Origin of the sequence: Hyphomicrobium sp., assembly GCF_041659645.1 — a bacterium.
In the GTDB taxonomy this organism is placed as follows: domain Bacteria; phylum Pseudomonadota; class Alphaproteobacteria; order Rhizobiales; family Hyphomicrobiaceae; genus Hyphomicrobium_B.
Map to the genome: position 1 here is coordinate 294,688 of NZ_JBAZXX010000003.1, position 18,970 is coordinate 313,657.

Genomic DNA, 18,970 nt, shown 5'->3' on the forward strand with positions numbered 1-18,970 from the left:
GTTTATCCTCCTGTCCCAAAGCGCACTTCGTCAACGTGCTGATCTTGAAATGATCCGGTGACCAACGCATCAACATCGAGAATGAGGGCGACGCGGCCATCGCCGAGAATCGTCGCCGCCGCGATACCCGCAACTGTTCCGTAATTCGCTTCGAGGCTCTTGATGACGACCTGCCGTTGATCCTGGATGGAATCGACAAGCAGAACATTCCGCGCGCCTCCGCCAGTCTCCACGAGAATGGCGACGCTACGTTGGGGATCTGCGGGGCCATCGCGAAATCCGAGTTGAGTCCCAACGTCAACGACTGGGATAAACGCATTGCGTATCGCCATCACGCGTCCCTCGGAGCCGAGCGCGTGGATTTCACCCTTCTTAGGCTTCAGCGTTTCCACAATGGCCGTCAGAGGAACGACCAGTGTTTGGCCGGCGACTGACACCGCCATGCCGTCGAGGACCGCGAGCGTCAGTGGGAGGCTCATTGAAAAGGTCGAGCCCAGACCTGGACGCGACGAGATCGATATTCGGCCGCCGAGCGCCAAAATCGAGCGCTTCACGACATCCATCCCAACGCCACGTCCCGAGATGTTTGAGATGGTGGCAGCGGTAGAAAATCCCGGCAAGAAAAGCAGATTATCGATATCGTTGTCGGAGAGTTGTGCGTCCGGCGATATCAACCCTTTCTTGATCGCGGAGGCGCGCACCTTGGGCCGATCGATGCCCGCGCCATCATCCGATATTTCGATCACAATCCGCCCCGAACGGTGCGCGGCGCTGAGGCGCACTGTTCCTTCCGCTGGCTTTCCGGCGGCGGCGCGCGCTTCCGGCGATTCGATGCCATGATCGACAGCGTTGCGGATCATATGCGTCAATGGATCGGCAAGACGTTCGACGACCGTCTTGTCGACTTCCGTCGCTTCGCCGTCGGTTTTCAAACGTACCTGCTTGCCGGTTGCGTCAGCGACCTCGCGGGCGATGCGCGACATGCGTTGAAAGAGTGGCTTAACGGGTTGAGCGCGGATTGCCATCACGCTTTCCTGAATCTCGCGCGTCAGCTGCTCGAGTTCTTCGAGGCCGATGACGACCGACGACGAGCCCGCAAAATTCGCTTCGATGACGCGCTGAGACAGCATCGCCTGGTTGATCACGAGTTCGCCCACGAGATTGATCAAGCGATCGACGCGATCGAACTCCACGCGAATGGTCGTTTGCGTCGGAGTCACGGCGACTTTTTGCGTCTCTGCTGTCTGCAGCGGCGCGGCGGCGTCCATCGCGTGAACTTCGGGTGGAAGCCGATCAGCCTCTTCGGCGACTGCTTCCGGTGAAGCCGCCGATGCATTGCCGAGAGCCTGAGCCAGCAGCGCGGCGATATCGGCATCGGAAACGTCCGACTGACCATCCGTCTCGATGCTGATTTCTGCTTCACCATCGACGAATTCGAAAACTTCGCGGACCGCTTCGATTGGCGCTTCGGATGAAAGCGTAATCTCCCAGGACAGATAGGCGCCCTCGGGATCGACTGCGTCAAGGTCCGGAACGGCGGCGGCGTCGCAGGTCACTTCGATGCTGCCGAGGCGCGAAAGCTCGCGGATTATCAGAGCCGCTTCGTTGGCGTTCGCATAAAGCTCGGCCCGAGGCGCAAACCGAATGCGATATTCTTGCTGGGTCGGCGCGGGCGGTTCGGGTGCGATCTCCGGCATCGCGAAGTCGATGACCATCGGCTGGAAGTCGATAACTTCCTCAATCTCTTCGACACCATCAGTCGCCGTCAGCGCTTTGACGTCCGCCGCGACGCCAGCATAGCTCGATTCGTCGATGTCGTTGCCGTCGCGCGCACCCTCGACGAGATCTGCCAGTACGTCGGCGGCGCGAAGCATGACCTTCATCGCGTCCGACGTTGGCGCCAGTTTGCCGCCGCGAACATGATCGAGCGCGGTCTCGAAGGCGTGCGCAAACTGTACGAGCGCCGTCAACTTGAACGCGCCCGCTCCGCCCTTGATCGAATGAACTGCGCGGAATACGGCGTTGACCGTCTCGGAATCGGCATTTCCCTCATCCATCGCGAGTAGCCCGACCTCCATTTCCGAGAGCTGCTCTTCGCACTCTTGGAAAAAGGTCTGGCGGATGGCGGCCATCGTATCGACGGTCATTGCACTTCTCTTTGATTAGGCTGCGACGCGTTTGATCGCTGCAATCAGCTTTGTTGGCTCGAACGGCTTGACGATCCATCCCGTCGCGCCGGCTTCTTTGGCCCGCATTTTCTTCGCGGCATCGCTTTCCGTCGTGAGAACGAGAATGGGAACGCGACGATACCGGCTGTCTTTACGCACCGCCTCGATCAACCCAAAGCCGTCCATTTTTGGCATGTTGATGTCGGTCACGATCACATCCGGCATCGCCGTCTGCAACACTTCGAGGCCATGCACGCCGTCTTCGGCTTGCAGCACGTTATAACCAGCTTCCGCGAGCGCCATTCGCAGCATGTCGCGCATCGTGCGGGAGTCATCGACCGTAAGTATCGTTTGGGTCATCCGTTCATTCCTTCAACGAGAACATGTTCGCGCGACAGACCGACTAGGGCCAGCGTATCGAGAAATTCGTCGGTTGAATTGGTCACGGCATAGCTATGACCGTCAGCCCGCCACGTCCGCGCCGCCGCTATCAACACTTGCACAGCCTGCATGCCCGTCCGCCGGACCTGTCCAGCATCGACGACCAGCGGCGATCCGCGACGCGCCAGCAGAATGTCTCTTATGCCCGCGGCTGCGGATGAATCGAGTGATTCCGGCAGAACCAATGCGGACGGCGGGATGACTTCTGCCGAACTGGAGCTTTCCGCGCCGCTTGCCTTAGCGACCATTGTCTTCTTGCGTGATGGCTTTGAGTATTTCGCCGATGGTTTGCCGCGGTCACCGTGGATGACGGTCTTTGTCCGAGGCGATTTTGAATTCTTACGCGCCATCAGAATTCCTCCCAGCCGGCGTCAGCAGCGGAAGCGGTGCCGCGGCTGCCGCCTGCGGCGGATACCTTCTTCTTCGTGATGACGCGCCCGGCACGAATGGCCTGTTTCGGCTGTTCGCGACGTGGGGCCATCGCCACGACCGTGTCGGCGCCTGTCCGGAAGCGGCTGACGAGGCGCACGAGTTCCTCGGTCTGCTGCGCGAGGGTTTGCGTAGCGGCGGTTGCCTGTTCGACCATTGCGGCGTTTTGCTGGGTCACCTGATCCATCTCGTTGATGGCGGTGTTGACTTGCTCAAGGCCATGGGCCTGCTCGTTGGCGCTTGTCGCAATATCGCCGACGATCGTGTTGATTTCCGCGACTTGCGAGACGATTCGAGTCAATGCCAATCCTGTTTCGCCAACCAACTGGACGCCTTGGGCGACCTGGCCCGTCGACGCAGATATCAAGCCCTTGATCTCCTTTGCCGCTTCGGCGGAGCGCTGAGCCAAGGCCCGAACTTCCGATGCAACGACGGCGAATCCGCGACCTGCATCGCCTGCGCGAGCGGCTTCGACGCCGGCATTGAGAGCCAGAAGGTTCGTCTGGAATGCTATCTCGTCGATCACTCCGATAATCTGGCTGATCTGCTTGGAGGAAGTCTCGATGCCATTCATCGCAGCGATGGCCTTGCGAACGACTTCGCCGCTTTTCTCCGCGTCCGACTTCGCGACGGACACCGTCTCGCGTGCATGGGTTGCTCCCCGCGCCGTCTTGTTGACGGTATCCGTGATTTCCTTCACCGCCGCGGCCGTCTCCTCGAGGCTCGCGGCCTGATTTTCAGTTCGGCGCGAGAGATCGTCGGAAGCCTGCGAAATTTCTTCCGTGCCGGTGCGGATATTCCCCGTGCCTCTCTTCACGAGCTCAATGGTGCTCTTGAGCTGCGAGGCGGCGGAATTGAAGTCGCTCTTCAACTTCTCGAACTCCGGCGCAACCTCGATTTCAACCGAGGCTTCGAGATCGCCTTCCGCGAGATCGGACAGCCCCTGGCCGATCGCATCGACAATCAAATTGATCTGCTTTTCCGCTTCGATTTTGCTTACTTGCGCGCTCTCAAGCTGACCCATCATGAGGTTCATCTGGCCGATGATCGGCTCATATTCATGGATCACTTTTTCGGTAATGCGGTGCGAAAAGTCCCCGCTGGCGATGCGCTCGGCCGCGGCTGTGAACGCATCCATGAAGCGTTCGTGCTCACGCGCATAATGCTCGCTTTGCTCCTGCTGACCTTTGGCAGCATCAACGGCGGCATCCGTCATGGACTTGTTTTCGATCGACGTTTCCTTGAATCGCGAGAGCGCATTCGCGATCTGGCCATTTTCGTTCGTATCTGAAAGATGCGGGATAACAACGCTCAGATCTTTATGGCTGAGCTGCTCCATCGTCCGAACGAGATTGGATAGCCGCTGAGATATCCCCTTCGAGAGAAGAGATACCATTACGACGGCGAGGATCGTCGAAGCGACGAGGAGACCCAACGTCCAATATAAAGAGCGGACCTCGGTGGCGGCATGTCTCTCAGCGAGCTGCTGGATAACGCCGCTGACGTCGCTGGCGGTCGCGCCAATCAGATTGTTGGCATCGAGCAATGATGCTTTCACATCTGCACCGAGCAGGGCGCGCCGATAATCCGTGGCCTTGATCTGCGATGCTATCCCGTTGAGCGTCGAGAGGAGTTGCGTATTCGAGTCGCCGAGCGCTCGTCTTGCGTCACCGGAATCATCAGCGCTCAACAGCTTGCGCAATGAGGCGTCTAATTTGTTGGTTGTTCGCCGCAGTACCGCGTAATTGATTGCCAAGCTCGTGACGTCGTCTGCAACGCTCGTGGAATCAAGCGTTTCTTGCAGCTCGGCGAGGGCCTGCTTTACACCTGACAGCCGCTGAATGAGCACATCCTGAGCGTAGAAGCTGTCTGCGGAGGATTCTATCGTTAGGCCGGATGAGCTGGCGATCTGATCCAATAGATCAATGCCTAAATGGACTCGATCTCCCGCCGTTTTGGCGTTCTCGAAGGCCGTGGCCGCCGGCTCGACACCAAGCGCCTTGGCTGCGTTGAATAGGGCCGCGCTGTCTTCACGGGCGCCGCGGCCCGCCGGTTCGGCGGACATCTGCTCCCAAACGGCCGAGGCCAGTTTGGCGCCGTCAATTTCATGATCGATAACACCGATCTGCTGAAATTTATGATCGGCATAGAGATACAGCTGCGCCAACGATGGAATCAAGAACGCCGCAACAATCAGCGCGAGCCTGCGCGACATCGACCAATTGCTATTGATATATCCTATGACCATGGCTTTGCCTGCTTCCTCGATCTTTTCGGTGTTGTTTTTTGAGACTGTGCAGCGCCGATACGGCAAGGAGGCGCAGCGAGACGGGGGGAATTGGGAGAAGGTTCAATCGCGCGAGCGAGCGGAGCTATTCCCTGCGACGCAGATGTCGTCGCGTTCGGCACGGATTTCGCCAATTGCAAATTCTGGCGTCCATTATGAAGAGACGACCAGCAAATGCCGGAAATGAATGACCGTTGCCCATAGGGTGTTCCTGCTTCGAAGAGCCTGGAACATGTCGGATCTCGACCGACACGGCTGCGCGGCATCATGCCTATGATTACGAAAATCAAGCCACCGTTCGATAAAACTATTCGGTAAAACTATCGAATTCGTTTACGACGTGGATTTGCGCCTCATAAATAAAATTATTATTTCGGACATCACGAAATTCTATTTTAGGCGATTCTGGCCATGCCGGCTGTCTTTTGAATTCATTCTTCTTTTACCGGGGTTTCTTTTTGACCGCCCGCCTGGACATATATCGAATGCCGCAGATTTATTTTCCCGGCCTGCAGGAAAACTATTTCTTAATCCACGAAAGACGCCGAGGCGGCTTTACGCTTTGGAGATCGACGATTCCGTCCTGAATATGGACCACGCGACACCGAATGCTCAGATCGTCGCTCGGTATTTCCAGATAAAATTCGCCTTTCAACGATTGAGGGTCAGACACCTTGATTTTGGCTCCCCCATCGGAAAGCTCGAGGACGGTGCCCGCAATCCGTTGTCCGTCGTCAAATACGAGGTCGGCCGGTTTGAAGGCGGACCGCTTGCCGAATTTCGGCTGATCTTTTGAACGCTCTATAGCCAAAGTTGCTCTCAATATTCCTGATCGGTTGAAATACGTCTTACCGACTTGCATCTTCTTTGAACATGAAGTCGAAGCGGCGGCGCCGTGTTGCAAGATCACCCTAACGGTGAAGACGAACCGAGTCGCGAGATTTGCGACCGTTGGCACACACGCTTTTTCTCTGTGTACGGATTGGTAACGATCTACCTGATTCGGCCCAAATGCGAATAATCGGGCCTTAAGAGATTCAAGACTAATTGTTGGAATACTTGGTCTGTTCCCCGTCAGCGAACGGGCGCAAAGGTATGATGCCGACTTATGGCGATGAGAAAAGGTTGGCATGTTCGTATTTGGCAGCAGGTCCGCTAGGGACGCCCAATTATCAGATATCGTTTACTATTCGGCCAGAGTGTAAGCGGGCGGGACGATGCGGAGCTCTCCGGCTAAACGTGCCAAAGCTTTGGACCTCGGTGGGCTAGATCAGAGCGCACCGGGTACAACGCCTGCGCGCAAAAAGAAAAAGGCTGCACCGGATCGGAGCCTGACGACCAGCGTTCGAGCGTTGGCATCGGCGCTCGACCAACTCGGAATCGTATCGATCACCGACCTTGAAGGCCGCATTATTCATGTGAACGACGCCTTCCTGCGCATAAGCCAATACGATCGCAAAGATCTTCTCGGCGAAACCCATTCGATCTTAAATTCGGGCCATCACCCGAGCGCGTTTTGGACGTCCGCATTTGAAGCGCTCAAGAAGGGGGACACCTGGCGCGCGCCGATCAAAAACCGCGCGAAGGATGGGTCGTTCTATTGGGTCGACGCGCATGTTCTGCCGCTCCGGGGCCCGGGCCAACGTATCAACGGCTTTCTGTCATTCCAGACCGACATCACGGCGGCGGTCGATCTCAATGTTGCTGTGCAAGACCGCAACGCGTTGCTGCAAGCCGTTGTGGACAGTTTCCCCGGCGGATTGACCGTCTTCGACCGCGATCTTCGTATTGTCCTCATCAATGATAAGCAGCGGCAGCTTCTCGAATACCCCGACGAACTCTTCGAACATGGCCTGCCGACGCTGGAGCAACTTTATCGCTTCAACGCCATCCGCGGCGAGTACGGACCGGGAGACGTTGAAGAGCAGGTCCACTCGCGTCTTGAACTGATCCGGAAGGGCGAGGCGCAGATCTTCGAGCGGCGACGGCCGAATGGGACATTCCTCGAAATCAGGGGCACACCGCTTCCCGGCGGGGGGTTCGCCATTGCCCATCTCGATGTCACCGATCGCAAACGCGATCAGGAAATGATCGGCCGCCTTGAGCATCAGGACGCTTTGACCGGGCTGCCAAACCGCACGCTGTTTCAAGAGCGCGTCCGATCGGGACTGGCGCAGGCGAAAGGCGGCGCGGCGCTTGCCATTCATTGTCTCGATATCGATCGGTTCAAGACGATCAATGATACGCTTGGCCCCCACGTCGGCGATGCGCTGCTGTTTGCCGTCGGCGAGCGATTGAAAGCGGAACTGAGGGAAACCGACACGGTCGCGCGGATCGGTGGCGACGAATTCGCCATCGTCCAAATCGGACCGCATTCCATCGAAGAAATCGAATCTCTCGCGAAACGCATCATCGCCGCGTTTTCCGAGCCGTTCATCCTTGGGGAAAATTCCGTCTCGATCGGAACCAGCATCGGCATCGCGGTGGGACCGTCCGACGGCAACGATGCCGAGCAGCTTCTGATGAACGCCGACATGGCGCTTTACCGGACCAAATCGGTCGGTCGCGGCACGTTTGGATTTTTTGAGCATTCGATGCATGAGCGCCTTCAGAAGCGCCACCAGATCATCATGGGGCTGCACGAGGCCCTAGCGAACAGCAAGTTCGAACTGCATTACCAGCCGATCGTGAACGTCAAGACGCGCAGAATCGTCGGCTGCGAAGCGCTGATTCGGTGGTCGCATCCGGTGCGCGGGCTAATCCCGGCGTCGGAGTTCATTCCGATCGCCGAGGAATGCGGACTGATCGGCCAGATTGGCGACTGGGTGCTGAAGCGCGCTTGCGCCGAAGCGAGCCTTTGGCCCGACGATATCTGGGTCGCCGTCAATATCTCCCCGGCCCAATTCCGCGACCAGGATCTTGTCGAGAAGGTCACGAATGCGGCGAAGAATATGCCGCTGTCGCGCGTGATCCTCGAAATCACCGAAACGCTATTGATGAAGGACCGCGACGCAGCGTCGATCACGCTCGAGCGACTTCGGAAAATGGGCGTTCGATTTTCGATCGACGATTTCGGCACCGGATTCTCGTCCCTCAGTTACCTCCAGGACTTCCCGTTCGACAAGATCAAGATCGACCGATCATTCGTCTCGTCGGCGGCGAACGTCAAACGCTCGGCGACGTTGCGGCGGTCGATCATCCAACTTGGCTATAACCTTGGCATGACGAGCGTTGCGGAAGGCGTAGAAACCGAACAGCAACTCGACCGGCTTCGCGCCGAAGGTTGTGTCGAAGCCCAAGGCTTTCTGTTCTCCCGCGCGGTCCCGGCCGCGAAACTCCGTACACTCTTCGCCAATCCACTTTGAGGTCGCCGCGATGAAAGCTCTCCGCAAAATTTCCGGACCTTCGAATCCGATGCGTACGCGATCCGCGGTTTCTTTCGAACCCGCGCATGGCCACGCTCTGTTCGAGGCGCTCGTTTGCGAATTTCATTGGACCGTGCTGCAGGTCGCTGCAATTACGAGCTGCATGAACGCGAGCGTCGCCGAGAACCGCGCGTGGAAGCTGCGTGCGTGCAGCAATCTTTTTCCGGTCGAATCTCCCGTGATAACGGCGGCACTTCGTACGTGGGATGAGATCGGGCTGCCACGAGACCTTTCCGCCTCGCTTAACAAGATCTATCGCGATTTGTCCGACGCCAAGCGACTGGCGCTGCCGATCGCTCGCGACGCAGGCACCTTCTCCGGCCCCAATATATCGCTGTTGAAATTGCAGCAGATCGCGGCCGTCTGGCGGAAGCTCACCGAAGATTGCGAGGTGGCGCTCCAGAGCCTCGAGCCCGAGGCTCGCTGGCGGTTATGCGGCCTTTACACGGGCAATTCTCTTGTCCTCGGGAAATTCTTAAAGGCGGCGATTTCCGGCGCGTACAGTTGCGTCAATCAAATCGGCGAAGTCGCAATTCCGGTGCTGCCGCAACGACGCAAAACACGACGCTATGTTCTCGTGCAGCCGTGCACGATCAGAGGGCGAAACGTTAACGCAGCAGTCATCGCACGTCACATTTCGAGCAATGGCATTGGCCTTGAGAGCGATCAGGACTTCGAGCTCAAAGAACGCGTGATCGTCGAGCTTCGGAATGGGCGGAAGATCAGAGGCACCATTGTCTGGATGCGAAACAAGCAGCTCGATGTTCAATTTGAAGAGACGCTTGCGGCAAGCGACCCGCTGTTTGCGCGCTAAGTCGCGATATTATTCGTCAACGACAACGCGATTCCTGCCGGCGGCCTTCGCTTCATACAATTTGGCGTCAGCGCGATCCAGTAGATCATCGCATTCTTCGCCCCGGCGCAACTCGGCAATCCCGAACGACGCCGTGACTTTACCGATCGGCTGTCCCGTCCGATGATGCATCCACTTCTTGCACTCTAGCTCGCTGCGAATTTGCTCGCCAAGATTCTTGGCGCCGGAGAGCCGCGTCTGCGGAAGAACGACAATGAACTCCTCGCCGCCGTAACGCGCGGCAGTATCGCGGCCCTTAATGTTCTTGGAGAGAAGCTCCGCAAATCGCCGCAAAATCTCATCGCCGACGGCGTGACCGAACGTGTCGTTGATCCGCTTGAAATGATCGACATCCGCCATGATGATGCAGAGAGATTCGTTCGCTGTCGCCGCATGCTCCGCTTCCTTCGGGAGATGGACGTCCAGCCAATGACGATTCTTCAAGGATGTTACCGCGTCCAGCATGCCCAAACGGTGGCTGTCGCTGAGATTGACCCGCAGTTTGTCGATCTGCTGTTGCGATTGTTGAAGCCGCGCATTGAGATCATTGACCTCGGTCTGGACTTTCTTATTTTCGCTGATCAGAAACTGTATGATTGCGCGTATTCGATCGGGTGACGTCGACCCCAAAAGACTTTCGCCGGCTTGCGTCAGAGATTGGGAATGAGACCCGCTCAGATCCAGGTGCTGCTTAAGCAAGCGCATGACCGAAGTCATTTCATCGTCAAGTTCCTTGCCGACTTTTTCGAGCCGGTCCGAGAGACCCTCGTCAGCCTCGCGTTGCGTCCGTGACGGCCCGGCGAAAAACTGCCATGCACCCCAAGCGAAGCCCATGCATCCCGTCGCGACAAAGCCGAACAGCAAAGCCAGGGCAAACGGATGGGCTCCGAGCCGGACCAGACGCCCCCGCGAATCAACTTCGGCTATTTGCCAGGATACGTCGGACCAATTCAGGAAAGACGCCAAATCGAATTCCGACCGCATCGAGAGGCCCCACACGAGAAACGTGCAGAAAATCGCGACGGCGCTTGCCAACATAAGGGCTGCAGACGATGGCAGCTGCCTGAGTGCGAATGTGCTCATTGTCCTGCTCGGATCTGATGGCGAAATGTCTCCCCCTTACCGGAATAGATTCCGAAGGCGAGAACCCACGACACTTAGGTGAGTCAAACTCCTCGGCGATTAAGCCGAGTGCACTTCCGAATTTGCGATCTTAGAGGCGCGCACAACTCAAACGAATACCATCCGTATCCGGACCATGAGTCGGGAAGCCGCGCAATGCTCTTTTTGCCTATTTCGTCTGTTGGCGGTTTCATCCGCTCACTAAACATTTAAATGAGGCTGTTAAATCACAATGGAAAAGTGGGGCGCTATTTAAACCCGACGGCAATTCTCGTGAATAGTTCCTCGGTAAACACTTTCAGTAAACTGCCGCTATAGCTACCGGTCAGCAAAAGGATCACGAAGCCTGCGATAATCTTGGGTACGAACGTCAACGTCATTTCTTGAATCTGCGTCAGCGCCTGGACGAATGCGACGCCAACGCCGATAACCATCGCCGAGCCGACAACAGGCCCCGCAAGTACAATCGTCAGCCAAATGGCCTGCTGCATAAGCTGCAGTGCGTCACCTTCCGTCATGATGATGATGAAATCGGGTATCCGATCGAGACGCCTGCGGTGATCGGCACCTGCGTGCCGTCGGTCAGGATCGCCGTCGAGCCGGACGAGTCGATGCGAACCGACTGAACAACACCTTGGGTGCCGTCGGTACCCGTTATGACCAAGCCGATCATCGTGCTCGCTTGAGAAATATTCGAATTCACCAGAAGCTGATCGAGCTTGGAGTTTGTATTAATCCCCTGCTCGACATTCGAGAACTCGGCGATCTGCGACATGAACTGGCTCGAATCCGTCGGGTTTAGCGGATCCTGATTTTGCAGCTGAGCGATCATGAGCTGCAGAAAATCGTTGTAATCGAGCGTCGGTGTCTGCTGGGTGGCCGTCGACGCGCCTGCGCCGCCTGCGCTGTTGCTCGTGCTTGGGACCGTCGTCATGCGACCTCCTTGCTGCGTTCTTCTGGGTTTTGCACCATGATTTCTATCGGTAGAAGCGATCTAACTTTTTTCAATGCATCGAACGCGCGATCGCCATCGAGCATGTCGGATGTTTCCCGAAGCCCTTGGATGAGCCGGGAATCGCTGACGCTCGCCAAAAGGTTCGATACCGACTCTCGCGCCATCGTCCGCGCCTTCATATGCAGCGCAGGGTCCATCAGCATCATTTGGATCATGAAGTACAATTGCCGAAGAGGCGTCGTCGTATCCTCGGGCTTCATGATGTGCTGTTCAAGCAGAAAGATGACGTCATTCATCAGCTCGATGCTGACCTTACGATCAACCCGGAGAACGCCGCCGTTGATGAAGATCCGCTCTCCGGCCCGCAGGGTAATTTTCAAGCCGCCAGCCATCAAAGACCTTCCGCGATGACGTTCGAGACGTCGATGAGGCCCGCGAAATTTCGCGATTTACCATTGCTGATCGCCTGGGCTTCTTTGAGCATCCAAATCCCGATCGAAATCAACTTCGCGCGGACGTCATCGGGCAATCCGTTCTCGGGCTTTGCCAAATCTTCGAGGAAGAAGCTCCAGAGCCTGTTCAAGAAAATAATGGCGTCGACGGCTTCGCGCGACTGTGGTCCGGCCTTCTCGGCGGATTTCAGGAGCGCGACGGACTGCGCGATGGCCTCACGCTCGTTATCGCGTTGCCGGCCGCCGGATTCGATCAACGTTTCTTCGTATGAGAACTTGTACATTTTTAGCCTTCCGGAATTCCGCCTTTGGATGCCGCTTGCCACTAATTGCTGAGAAAATCGATGATGCTGAGATTGTTCAGTTGGTTCGTCAGCGAGTACGCCGCCTGAAGGGCCGTCGAAATTTGCGTCAATTGCGTGGTTACCGCTGCCGGATCGATGAGCTCGAGATTGTCGATCGACTTCGTAAGGAAATCGACCTGAGAATCGATCTGGTCGTTGGCGTCGGATACGCGCTGCTGCGTGACACCAAGACCGGATTGCACCTGCGTGAGACTACCCGTTACGTTCGCGGTGAGATCTCGCGCCTTCGATATTATGGCTTGCTGCGTTCCGCTGTTGAGGTTTGCAAAGCCCAAGCCGGAGATCATCGCGAAAGCTTCGGTCATGTCGCGGAACGTGCCGTCATTGGCCGTCACCGACGTGCTGACGATCTGGCTCCGCGATACTCTACTGCTAACTGTTTTATCGGACGCCGCCGACCATGTGCTCGACCAGCTCGGGTCGGAAAAGAGGTCGGAGAATTCGTTATTGAGGAAATCGGTCATGTCATCCGGCAAGATATTCGCGACCGCTGGATCGTCGGGACTCATGCCGAATTTAGCAGTGAACGCGGCGGCCACGGCCTGCGCACCGGCTGACGGCGGCGTCCCAAAATAATCGTCCATCGGCTGAACGTCGGAATTAATGCCGGAGAAGAGATACTGCCCGTCGAGCGACGCATTGAGCTGATCTTGCATCGTCTGCATCCCGGCCTTCGCCGATTGGATGAGCGTGTCCTGCGACGTCGCCGCCGTTTGGGCGCTGATGAGGCTCGACAGAAAGCTCGACGTGCTTTTCGAAAGTGTATCAAGCGCCGATTGGGACGCCGTTAGCCTGTTGAGCACGAGATTGTTCGAGCCCTTGATGGCCTGGATCTGGTCCATATCCTGACGCATCGAGACTGTTACGCCGGTCGTTGCGCCAAGGGTTATGCCAACGTCCGCATGACGGCCGGTCGAAATTTCCTTTTGGGCGTCGACGAGTTGCGACTGTAGGCGGGCGATCGACCGTCTCGTCTCGTCCGAAATCGAGGCTGAAGATATGAAGGACGATGTAATCATGAGGGTCAGCTCGCGGCCTGAAGGAGCGTCGAGATCATGGAATCGACGGTATTGATAAGACGGGAGGACGCCTGGAATGTTCGCTCGAGAGAGAGAAGATTGGTCATCTCCTCGTCGAGGTTGACGCCGGTATCTTGCGAAAGGGACGTTGCCGCGCGATCCGCCGTCGTCTGGCGAGATTGCGCTTCGTTGCTCGACGACTGCCGCATAGCCTCAAGCCAGGACACCGATGACTTGGAGTAATTCGAGATCGACGCCGTCTGTTGAAGCTGCGACGACGGATCGAAAGAGCGCGCGACGCCGATGTTCGATATGAGCTGTTGAATGCGATCGGTATATGAGGCGCCACCGCTGGTATTGTACGTGTAAGCGGGATTGCCAGGGTTGGAAATGCCGCCGTCTCTAATGAGTTCGGCGTTTCCGCCCTGCGCCGGATCGACGTTTGCGTTGACCTTAATGGATCCAGCAAGTCCTGGAATCACCGTCGCCGACGTCGGAATTGACGGCCCGCCTCCATACGTGAACAGACCTGCGACGGCCGGCAGTGTCGGCGTCGCCGATTGGTCCGTCTCAGCGAAGGCTTCGACCAGCCCACGAGCCATTTCATCGAGCTGACTCTGATACGTCGGCGCGATGCTGTCGCGAACTTCGACGAGCCCGGCGAGTTTGCCGGTGCTGATCGACATCATGTGCGGCGTGCCCGCGATCGGAACGCCGTCGGCGTAAACGGGCGAGCCGACCGAGTTCGCCGAGAGATTTGACGACTGCTGAAACGTAACCTTGCGCGCTGTCTTATCGAACAGCGTGACGCCGCTGTCCGTGTAAATCGCCATATCGCCGTTGTCGCGCGATACCGCGCGAATGCCGACTTCGCTCGACAGGCTTTTTAAGACTGCGTCACGAGCATCCAAAGCATCGGTGATGTCGCGACCGCTGTTTGACGCGGAGACGATCTGTTGGTTCAGATCCTGGAATTGGGACAGCAGCGAATTGATGTCGGAGACCGAAGCGGCGATGTCGGAATCGGCCTGGTTGCGGACCGATGTCACCGTCGCGGTGGCCGTGTTCAAGGAATCAGCAAGTTCCTGGGCGGCCGTAACGACTGTCGCTCCGACCGCACTGTTCTGCGGCGTCGCCGAATAGCTCTGGAGCGTGGTGTTGAGTTTTGAAATCAGCGCGGCCGGCGACGTATCAGAATCCGTGTCGCCGACCGTATTCTGCAACTGATCGAGTGCGGTGTTGATGACCGTTTGGGTTTGGCTGCCGGCGTTGGCATTGAGGTATGTATCGAGGAGCAGCTTGTTCGCCGTCCTGCTGATTCCCGCAATGGTGACGCCGCCGCCAGCCGTAGTGACAACACTTGCGACCTTGCGGGTCGCGTTTGCATCGTTGACGCGTGCGATGTTCTGCGAAACAACCGAGATCTGCTCGGAAACCGCCGAGAGACTCGAGAGCGCGTTGTTTGTACTCTGCGTAAGCGTCATCAATGAGACTTTCTATTTCTGGATCTCGTCACCGAACAAGGTTTACGAGCACGTCCAGGAGTTCGGTACCGGTCTGGAAGACCTTCGAGTTGGCGGTGTAATTACGTTGCGCTTGGACCATCGACGTCAGCTCGGAAGCAAGATCGACGGTGCTGCTCTCGAGAGCTCCAGAGATGATCTTACCCCGGCCACCGTCGTTGGCAGTGCCGAGCTGCAAATCTCCGGATTCCTTGTTCGTCGCGTAAACGTTGCCGGAAATGGCCGTGAGGTTATCCGGGCTTGAGACGGTCGCGAGCGGAATCCTGAACGCGTCGACACGCGATCCGTCGGCATAGACGGCGGTGACTGTGCCTTCGTTGCTGATCTCAAGACGGTCAACCGCAGTCGGAGGACTGCCATTCGCGCTCGGCGCGTCCGCGCCGGTCTGCGGCGAATAGTTCGCGGCGAGCTGAGTCATTTTGCTGACGTCAAGAGAGAACGTCGCGCCGTTGGGAATGTTGATGCTCAGTGCGGGGCCGCCCGAAGCCAAAGCGCCGGTCGTGGGACTGAACGTCAGAGTCTGCGTCGACAATTGCGAGCCGGCAGCGTAGGGAAAGCCGCCCGATGCGGAGGCGCCAGCCGCATTGTAGACCGTTACTTCCCATGTATTGTCCGCTGTCTTTGCGGAATAGACATCAAGCGTAACCTGGTGGCCCAGATTGTCGTAGGTGACGAGCGAGGTCTTGCCGGCGTATTCCGCCGTTGCGGCGTTTGCCGAGGGCAAATTGGCCGCTAACGTCACGGCTGCGTCAGCCGGAAGGTTCACGCCGAACTTGCCGGCCGTTGAAGGCGTCGCCTTCATACCCAAGCCACTGGTGCTCACGACCTGGAGGCCCGCAGCGCTGTTCACGACTGAGCTCGAGCTACCGTCCAACAGGTTGTAGCCCATCAGCTTGAAGCCCGCGGCATTCACCAGGTCACCGGCGGAATCCGGGACGAAGTTGCCCGCGCGCGTGAGATAAGGCGTGCCGGCGTCGCTCTGGACCATGAAGAAGCCGTTGCCGCTGACCGCGAGGTCCGTTGGAGACTTCGTGTAGGTGAAATCGCCCTGCTGAGATATCGCGCGGCGCGCAATCGTCGACACGGAGCCGGGCACGTATTCAGCGACGCTGCCTTCCGCGATGAGGGTCGCGAACTCGGTAGACGCCGACTTGTAGCCTGTGGTGTTGATATTGGCGATATTATCCGCGACCGTTCCCATCCGGTCAGATTGGACAGACATGCCCGATACGCTGGTAGTCATTACTCCGTAGAGCCCCATCGATATTCTCCTCGTCGCGGATGATGTTCGACGAAATTGAAGCATCCGGGCCTTGCGTGAGACTGGTCGCCAACTCTGCAGCATGCCGCGTGGCGTCCTCGCCGGCGAAATCCTTGAGTCGGTATCCAAGGAAGCGCTGAGAATCGATCGGGTCGTAGCCGAGCCGCTGTTTCAGTCTCTTGCGCAGGCGGCTGATGTGGCTTTCGATGACGTTCTCGTGAATCTCGTCGTTAAAGATGCCGTATACCCGATTGAAAATCTGCGTTTTTGTTATCCGGGTGTTGCGGCTCAAAACCAGGCATTCGAGGATGCGCCGTTCGCGGCGCGGCAAAGGCAGCACCTCGCCGCTGACGATCGGATCACGGCCATCGAAAAAGATCCGGACGCCAGCGATATCGACGCATTCGTCGACAATTTGCATGCGCCGCCGAATTGCGCCGCTGCGAGCCAGAACTTCCCTGACATGAAATGGTTTGGCGAGAACGTCGTCAAAGCCGAGAGAGAACAGATCCAATGTCTCGCTGAGCGCTCTCGCTTCGATCAAACCGATGAGCGGAGCCCGGCAGCGCGACCTTATCCGCGCCGAGATCTGCCGCTTGTTCATCACCGATCCGATGAGAAAGCCTTCGATGACAGCGACGTCCGCGTCATTGATGAGCTCGAACCATTCGAAGAACTCGCCTGGCTCAACTGCGGTTGCTGCTACTCCTTCGCGATCAAAGCACGCGACGTATCCCGCTGCGACCGTCGAACGGTCGTCAAGCACAACGAACATGATGTCCCCCAAGCCCCGCAAATCATTGGCATTGAAGGAAATACAGTGATTCACGCGACTTATTAACAATTATTTCATTATTGCATGAGTTCGAAATGCCACGGCAAATCAATATGCAACACTCACTGATTGTGCATACATCGACCACGTAAAGCCGCCATCAGGCGGTCGTGCGGCTAACGCTGGCTACGCAATTCCATTTTAGGGAACTTGCGTTGGACTCTCGGGGATATTTCTAATTCATCGAGGATGGGATTGATCAATTTCCGATCATTTCGTTTCGGCCGCGTAAACCAAATAGTGTTGAATTAAAATACCCCCGCATTGAATAGACGATCATTTTTCCAATTTCGCTCTATATCTCGAATTAAGTCGCGATCGTCGATCGCAAGCAGGCGTGCGGGTGCGTGTATGAGGCAGTCAAAATTTCAGCGGTTCGTGCGCGGCTTTCAAACCGAGGTCTTGATTCCCGAGAGCGTTTCCTCCGATGACGAACGTCGCGATGCTCTCCGGCACACGGCATGCCAACATATCGCTCTGCAATTCCGCAACCAGCGTCTGATCTGCGATCTTGTCGATCTGTCGGAGACAGGCGCAAAAATTAGCGTCGGCGATGGCATCGTTCCGAACATCGGCGACAGCATCGTGCTGATGCTATTCGACGGCACGATGCTCGACGGACAAGTGACGTGGCTTCGCGACAAGCATCTTGGTGTCGAATTTCTTCATCCTGTGCCAGATGTCGACGAACGTTTGGATTTCGAGAACCTCGGGCGGGATTTTTTCGGTAAGGCCGTTACGTTGCAAAAATCGACGCGACGGTCCTGATCGCTTGACGCAATATCGGGCGCGATATTTGGTCAGCGTACCGCAAGCCGCGCCACATAATGTGCCAGCATCCGGCTTTCCCTCCGTCGTATGCTGCCCGAATGCAATCACAAGCTCCGCTTCCGTCGAGTTTTGATCTTCTGATCGACGAGTTGTTCGGCCGAGACGATCGACCGGCAGGAGCGCCGCGGCCTAATCGCTTTTCCATCAACAGCCTTGAAGCGGCCTGGGCTTTGGCGGCGAATTCGCGGGGAGATGCGCGTGCGGAGAGCGCTCTTCCGCGGCACCCCTATTCTTTTGAAGGTGAGACGGAAAGCGGGCCGGAACCACTTCTAGATCCTAACAAGATATTGCTTGAGCTCGGCCTCCACGCCAATTTCTCCGAGACGGACATCGCTACGCTCCGGCGCGAATTCGCCCTCAGGAATCATCCCGACCGCGTTCGCTCGGATCTTAAGGATCTGGCAACACAGCGCATGATGATCGCGAACGATCTCATGGATCGATATGTTTCCAGGCTCAGAATGAGCGCTGGCTGAGGCTTCGCCGAACTTATCTAAAATGCAAACTGCTTCGTTGGCGATGTTCCCACGAATGTCGGGTATCCTCTGTCTCATGGCCGACAATACCGGCTGGATGCGACGGGGAATACGAGATGAACGATGTGAGCGCCGAATTTGCGATGCTGCGGTTACGCATGGCCGGCATCGGTACGCAGCTCGATGGGGACTGGGCAACAAAACTCGATGCCCAACGTCATCTCGATCGCGACACCGCCGAGTGCGCCTACTGGCACGCCGGCTACCATCAGGCTCTCGCAGACGTCCTCAACATGGTGGCGAAGCGCTGCTCTAACGCCGACATCTCGGACAGGTCCAGTCCTCTCCTTGCGGTCGGCTAGGGTGCAGAAAATTTCCACTCGGCATGAATTGGTGGAACATTTCGCACTCTCTTTCGAACGCTTGCCGCTGATCGGCGAAGTGGCGAAACTTGAACTGTGACGCGGTTCCGATGTGCGCCCTCAATTTCGCTTTGAGGTCATCGCCTGCGCTTCCGACGTAAGTGAT

Annotated in this window: 19 protein-coding genes; 5 read left to right on the forward strand and 14 right to left on the reverse strand. The window is 57.2% G+C overall.

From position 1 onward, the window contains the following. Positions 1–2: 2 nt before the first annotated feature. The 5 genes from WC811_RS11300 to WC811_RS11320 all read right to left on the reverse strand — a co-directional run bounded on the left by WC811_RS11300 (position 3) and on the right by WC811_RS11320 (position 6,457). Positions 3–2,147, reverse strand: coding sequence for a chemotaxis protein CheA (locus WC811_RS11300; protein WP_372644486.1), 2,145 nt, complete (start codon positions 2,145–2,147; stop codon positions 3–5). Between the two features lie 15 nt (positions 2,148–2,162). Continuing rightward, entirely contained in the window at positions 2,163–2,528 is a 366-nt protein-coding gene (locus WC811_RS11305; RefSeq protein ID WP_372644488.1) for a response regulator, read from the reverse strand. After that, positions 2,525–2,959, reverse strand: a complete 435-nt coding sequence (locus tag WC811_RS11310) for an STAS domain-containing protein (RefSeq protein ID WP_372644490.1) — start codon at positions 2,957–2,959, stop codon at positions 2,525–2,527. Before WC811_RS11310 ends, WC811_RS11305 begins: the two co-directional genes overlap by 4 nt. Beyond that, complete coding sequence (locus WC811_RS11315) at positions 2,959–5,286, reverse strand: methyl-accepting chemotaxis protein (RefSeq protein WP_372644492.1); 2,328 nt, start codon at positions 5,284–5,286, stop codon at positions 2,959–2,961. Before WC811_RS11315 ends, WC811_RS11310 begins: the two co-directional genes overlap by 1 nt. 559 nt (positions 5,287–5,845) lie before the next feature. Next, positions 5,846–6,457 carry a PilZ domain-containing protein gene (locus WC811_RS11320; protein WP_372644494.1) on the reverse strand — a complete coding sequence of 204 codons (612 nt, stop codon included), beginning with the start codon at positions 6,455–6,457 and terminating at the stop codon, positions 5,846–5,848. An 85-nt stretch (positions 6,458–6,542) separates the two neighbouring features. Here WC811_RS11320 and WC811_RS11325 point away from each other — a divergent pair, with 85 nt between their 5' ends. Both WC811_RS11325 and WC811_RS11330 read left to right on the forward strand, forming a co-directional pair. Next, positions 6,543–8,690: a putative bifunctional diguanylate cyclase/phosphodiesterase gene (locus tag WC811_RS11325; protein ID WP_372644496.1), complete on the forward strand. Its 2,148-nt coding sequence runs from the start codon at positions 6,543–6,545 to the stop codon at positions 8,688–8,690. A 49-nt stretch (positions 8,691–8,739) separates the two neighbouring features. Further along, a complete protein-coding gene (locus WC811_RS11330; RefSeq protein ID WP_372644498.1) occupies positions 8,740–9,564 on the forward strand; it encodes a PilZ domain-containing protein in 825 nt (274 codons plus the stop codon). 9 nt (positions 9,565–9,573) lie between these two features. Here the strand turns inward: WC811_RS11330 and WC811_RS11335 are convergent, their stop codons facing one another. The 9 genes from WC811_RS11335 to WC811_RS11375 all read right to left on the reverse strand — a co-directional run bounded on the left by WC811_RS11335 (position 9,574) and on the right by WC811_RS11375 (position 17,075). After that, a complete protein-coding gene (locus WC811_RS11335) occupies positions 9,574–10,686 on the reverse strand; it encodes a diguanylate cyclase (RefSeq protein WP_372644500.1) in 1,113 nt (370 codons plus the stop codon). A gap of 287 nt (positions 10,687–10,973) precedes the next feature. Beyond that, positions 10,974–11,243: a flagellar biosynthesis protein FliQ gene (gene fliQ / locus WC811_RS11340; protein WP_372644503.1), complete on the reverse strand. Its 270-nt coding sequence runs from the start codon at positions 11,241–11,243 to the stop codon at positions 10,974–10,976. Next, positions 11,240–11,659 carry a flagellar hook assembly protein FlgD gene (gene flgD, locus WC811_RS11345; protein WP_372644505.1) on the reverse strand — a complete coding sequence of 140 codons (420 nt, stop codon included), beginning with the start codon at positions 11,657–11,659 and terminating at the stop codon, positions 11,240–11,242. The genes fliQ and flgD overlap by 4 nt, the downstream gene beginning before the upstream one ends. Continuing rightward, positions 11,656–12,072 carry a flagellar biosynthesis repressor FlbT gene (flbT, locus tag WC811_RS11350; RefSeq protein WP_372644507.1) on the reverse strand — a complete coding sequence of 139 codons (417 nt, stop codon included), beginning with the start codon at positions 12,070–12,072 and terminating at the stop codon, positions 11,656–11,658. The genes flgD and flbT overlap by 4 nt, the downstream gene beginning before the upstream one ends. Further along, positions 12,072–12,416, reverse strand: coding sequence for a flagellar biosynthesis regulator FlaF (gene flaF / locus WC811_RS11355; protein WP_372644509.1), 345 nt, complete (start codon positions 12,414–12,416; stop codon positions 12,072–12,074). The genes flbT and flaF overlap by 1 nt, the downstream gene beginning before the upstream one ends. 41 nt (positions 12,417–12,457) lie before the next feature. Beyond that, the gene (locus WC811_RS11360; RefSeq protein WP_372644511.1) at positions 12,458–13,516 is read right to left on the reverse strand and encodes a flagellar hook-associated family protein; all 1,059 of its coding nucleotides are present in this window, start codon (positions 13,514–13,516) and stop codon (positions 12,458–12,460) included. Positions 13,517–13,521: 5 nt separating this feature from the next. Next, a complete protein-coding gene (flgK, locus tag WC811_RS11365) occupies positions 13,522–15,000 on the reverse strand; it encodes a flagellar hook-associated protein FlgK (RefSeq protein WP_372644513.1) in 1,479 nt (492 codons plus the stop codon). A gap of 28 nt (positions 15,001–15,028) precedes the next feature. Beyond that, the gene (locus WC811_RS11370; RefSeq protein WP_372644515.1) at positions 15,029–16,300 is read right to left on the reverse strand and encodes a flagellar hook protein FlgE; all 1,272 of its coding nucleotides are present in this window, start codon (positions 16,298–16,300) and stop codon (positions 15,029–15,031) included. Beyond that, positions 16,245–17,075, reverse strand: coding sequence for a response regulator transcription factor (locus WC811_RS11375; RefSeq protein ID WP_372644517.1), 831 nt, complete (start codon positions 17,073–17,075; stop codon positions 16,245–16,247). Before WC811_RS11375 ends, WC811_RS11370 begins: the two co-directional genes overlap by 56 nt. A gap of 411 nt (positions 17,076–17,486) precedes the next feature. On the opposite strand from WC811_RS11375, the gene WC811_RS11380 reads away from it, so the two are divergent. The 3 genes from WC811_RS11380 to WC811_RS11390 all read left to right on the forward strand — a co-directional run bounded on the left by WC811_RS11380 (position 17,487) and on the right by WC811_RS11390 (position 18,804). Beyond that, on the forward strand, positions 17,487–17,903 hold the full coding sequence (locus WC811_RS11380) for a PilZ domain-containing protein (RefSeq protein WP_372644519.1): 417 nt from the start codon (positions 17,487–17,489) through the stop codon (positions 17,901–17,903). A 101-nt stretch (positions 17,904–18,004) separates the two neighbouring features. Beyond that, complete coding sequence (locus tag WC811_RS11385; protein WP_372644521.1) at positions 18,005–18,442, forward strand: molecular chaperone DnaJ; 438 nt, start codon at positions 18,005–18,007, stop codon at positions 18,440–18,442. A 116-nt stretch (positions 18,443–18,558) separates the two neighbouring features. Continuing rightward, entirely contained in the window at positions 18,559–18,804 is a 246-nt protein-coding gene (locus WC811_RS11390) for a hypothetical protein (protein ID WP_372644523.1), read from the forward strand. Positions 18,805–18,970 lie beyond the last annotated feature (166 nt).

Bases quoted from the DNA above. Each gene is read 5' to 3' on its own strand.
- WC811_RS11380 (WP_372644519.1), top strand. From the start codon at position 17,487: ATGAGGCAGTCAAAATTTCAGCGGTTCGTGCGCGGCTTTCAAACCGAG.
- flbT (WP_372644507.1), bottom strand. From the start codon at position 12,072: ATGGCTGGCGGCTTGAAAATTACCCTGCGGGCCGGAGAGCGGATCTTC.
- fliQ (WP_372644503.1), bottom strand. From the start codon at position 11,243: ATGACGGAAGGTGACGCACTGCAGCTTATGCAGCAGGCCATTTGGCTG.
- flaF (WP_372644509.1), bottom strand. From the start codon at position 12,416: ATGTACAAGTTCTCATACGAAGAAACGTTGATCGAATCCGGCGGCCGG.
- WC811_RS11305 (WP_372644488.1), bottom strand. From the start codon at position 2,528: ATGACCCAAACGATACTTACGGTCGATGACTCCCGCACGATGCGCGAC.
- WC811_RS11385 (WP_372644521.1), top strand. From the start codon at position 18,005: ATGCAATCACAAGCTCCGCTTCCGTCGAGTTTTGATCTTCTGATCGAC.
- WC811_RS11325 (WP_372644496.1), top strand. From the start codon at position 6,543: ATGCGGAGCTCTCCGGCTAAACGTGCCAAAGCTTTGGACCTCGGTGGG.
- WC811_RS11375 (WP_372644517.1), bottom strand. From the start codon at position 17,075: ATGTTCGTTGTGCTTGACGACCGTTCGACGGTCGCAGCGGGATACGTC.
- flgD (WP_372644505.1), bottom strand. From the start codon at position 11,659: ATGACGACGGTCCCAAGCACGAGCAACAGCGCAGGCGGCGCAGGCGCG.
- WC811_RS11310 (WP_372644490.1), bottom strand. From the start codon at position 2,959: ATGGCGCGTAAGAATTCAAAATCGCCTCGGACAAAGACCGTCATCCAC.
- WC811_RS11370 (WP_372644515.1), bottom strand. From the start codon at position 16,300: ATGGGGCTCTACGGAGTAATGACTACCAGCGTATCGGGCATGTCTGTC.
- WC811_RS11300 (WP_372644486.1), bottom strand. From the start codon at position 2,147: ATGACCGTCGATACGATGGCCGCCATCCGCCAGACCTTTTTCCAAGAG.
- WC811_RS11390 (WP_372644523.1), top strand. From the start codon at position 18,559: ATGAACGATGTGAGCGCCGAATTTGCGATGCTGCGGTTACGCATGGCC.
- WC811_RS11335 (WP_372644500.1), bottom strand. From the start codon at position 10,686: ATGAGCACATTCGCACTCAGGCAGCTGCCATCGTCTGCAGCCCTTATG.
- WC811_RS11315 (WP_372644492.1), bottom strand. From the start codon at position 5,286: ATGGTCATAGGATATATCAATAGCAATTGGTCGATGTCGCGCAGGCTC.
- WC811_RS11330 (WP_372644498.1), top strand. From the start codon at position 8,740: ATGCGTACGCGATCCGCGGTTTCTTTCGAACCCGCGCATGGCCACGCT.
- flgK (WP_372644513.1), bottom strand. From the start codon at position 15,000: ATGACGCTTACGCAGAGTACAAACAACGCGCTCTCGAGTCTCTCGGCG.
- WC811_RS11320 (WP_372644494.1), bottom strand. From the start codon at position 6,457: ATGCCAACCTTTTCTCATCGCCATAAGTCGGCATCATACCTTTGCGCC.
- WC811_RS11360 (WP_372644511.1), bottom strand. From the start codon at position 13,516: ATGATTACATCGTCCTTCATATCTTCAGCCTCGATTTCGGACGAGACG.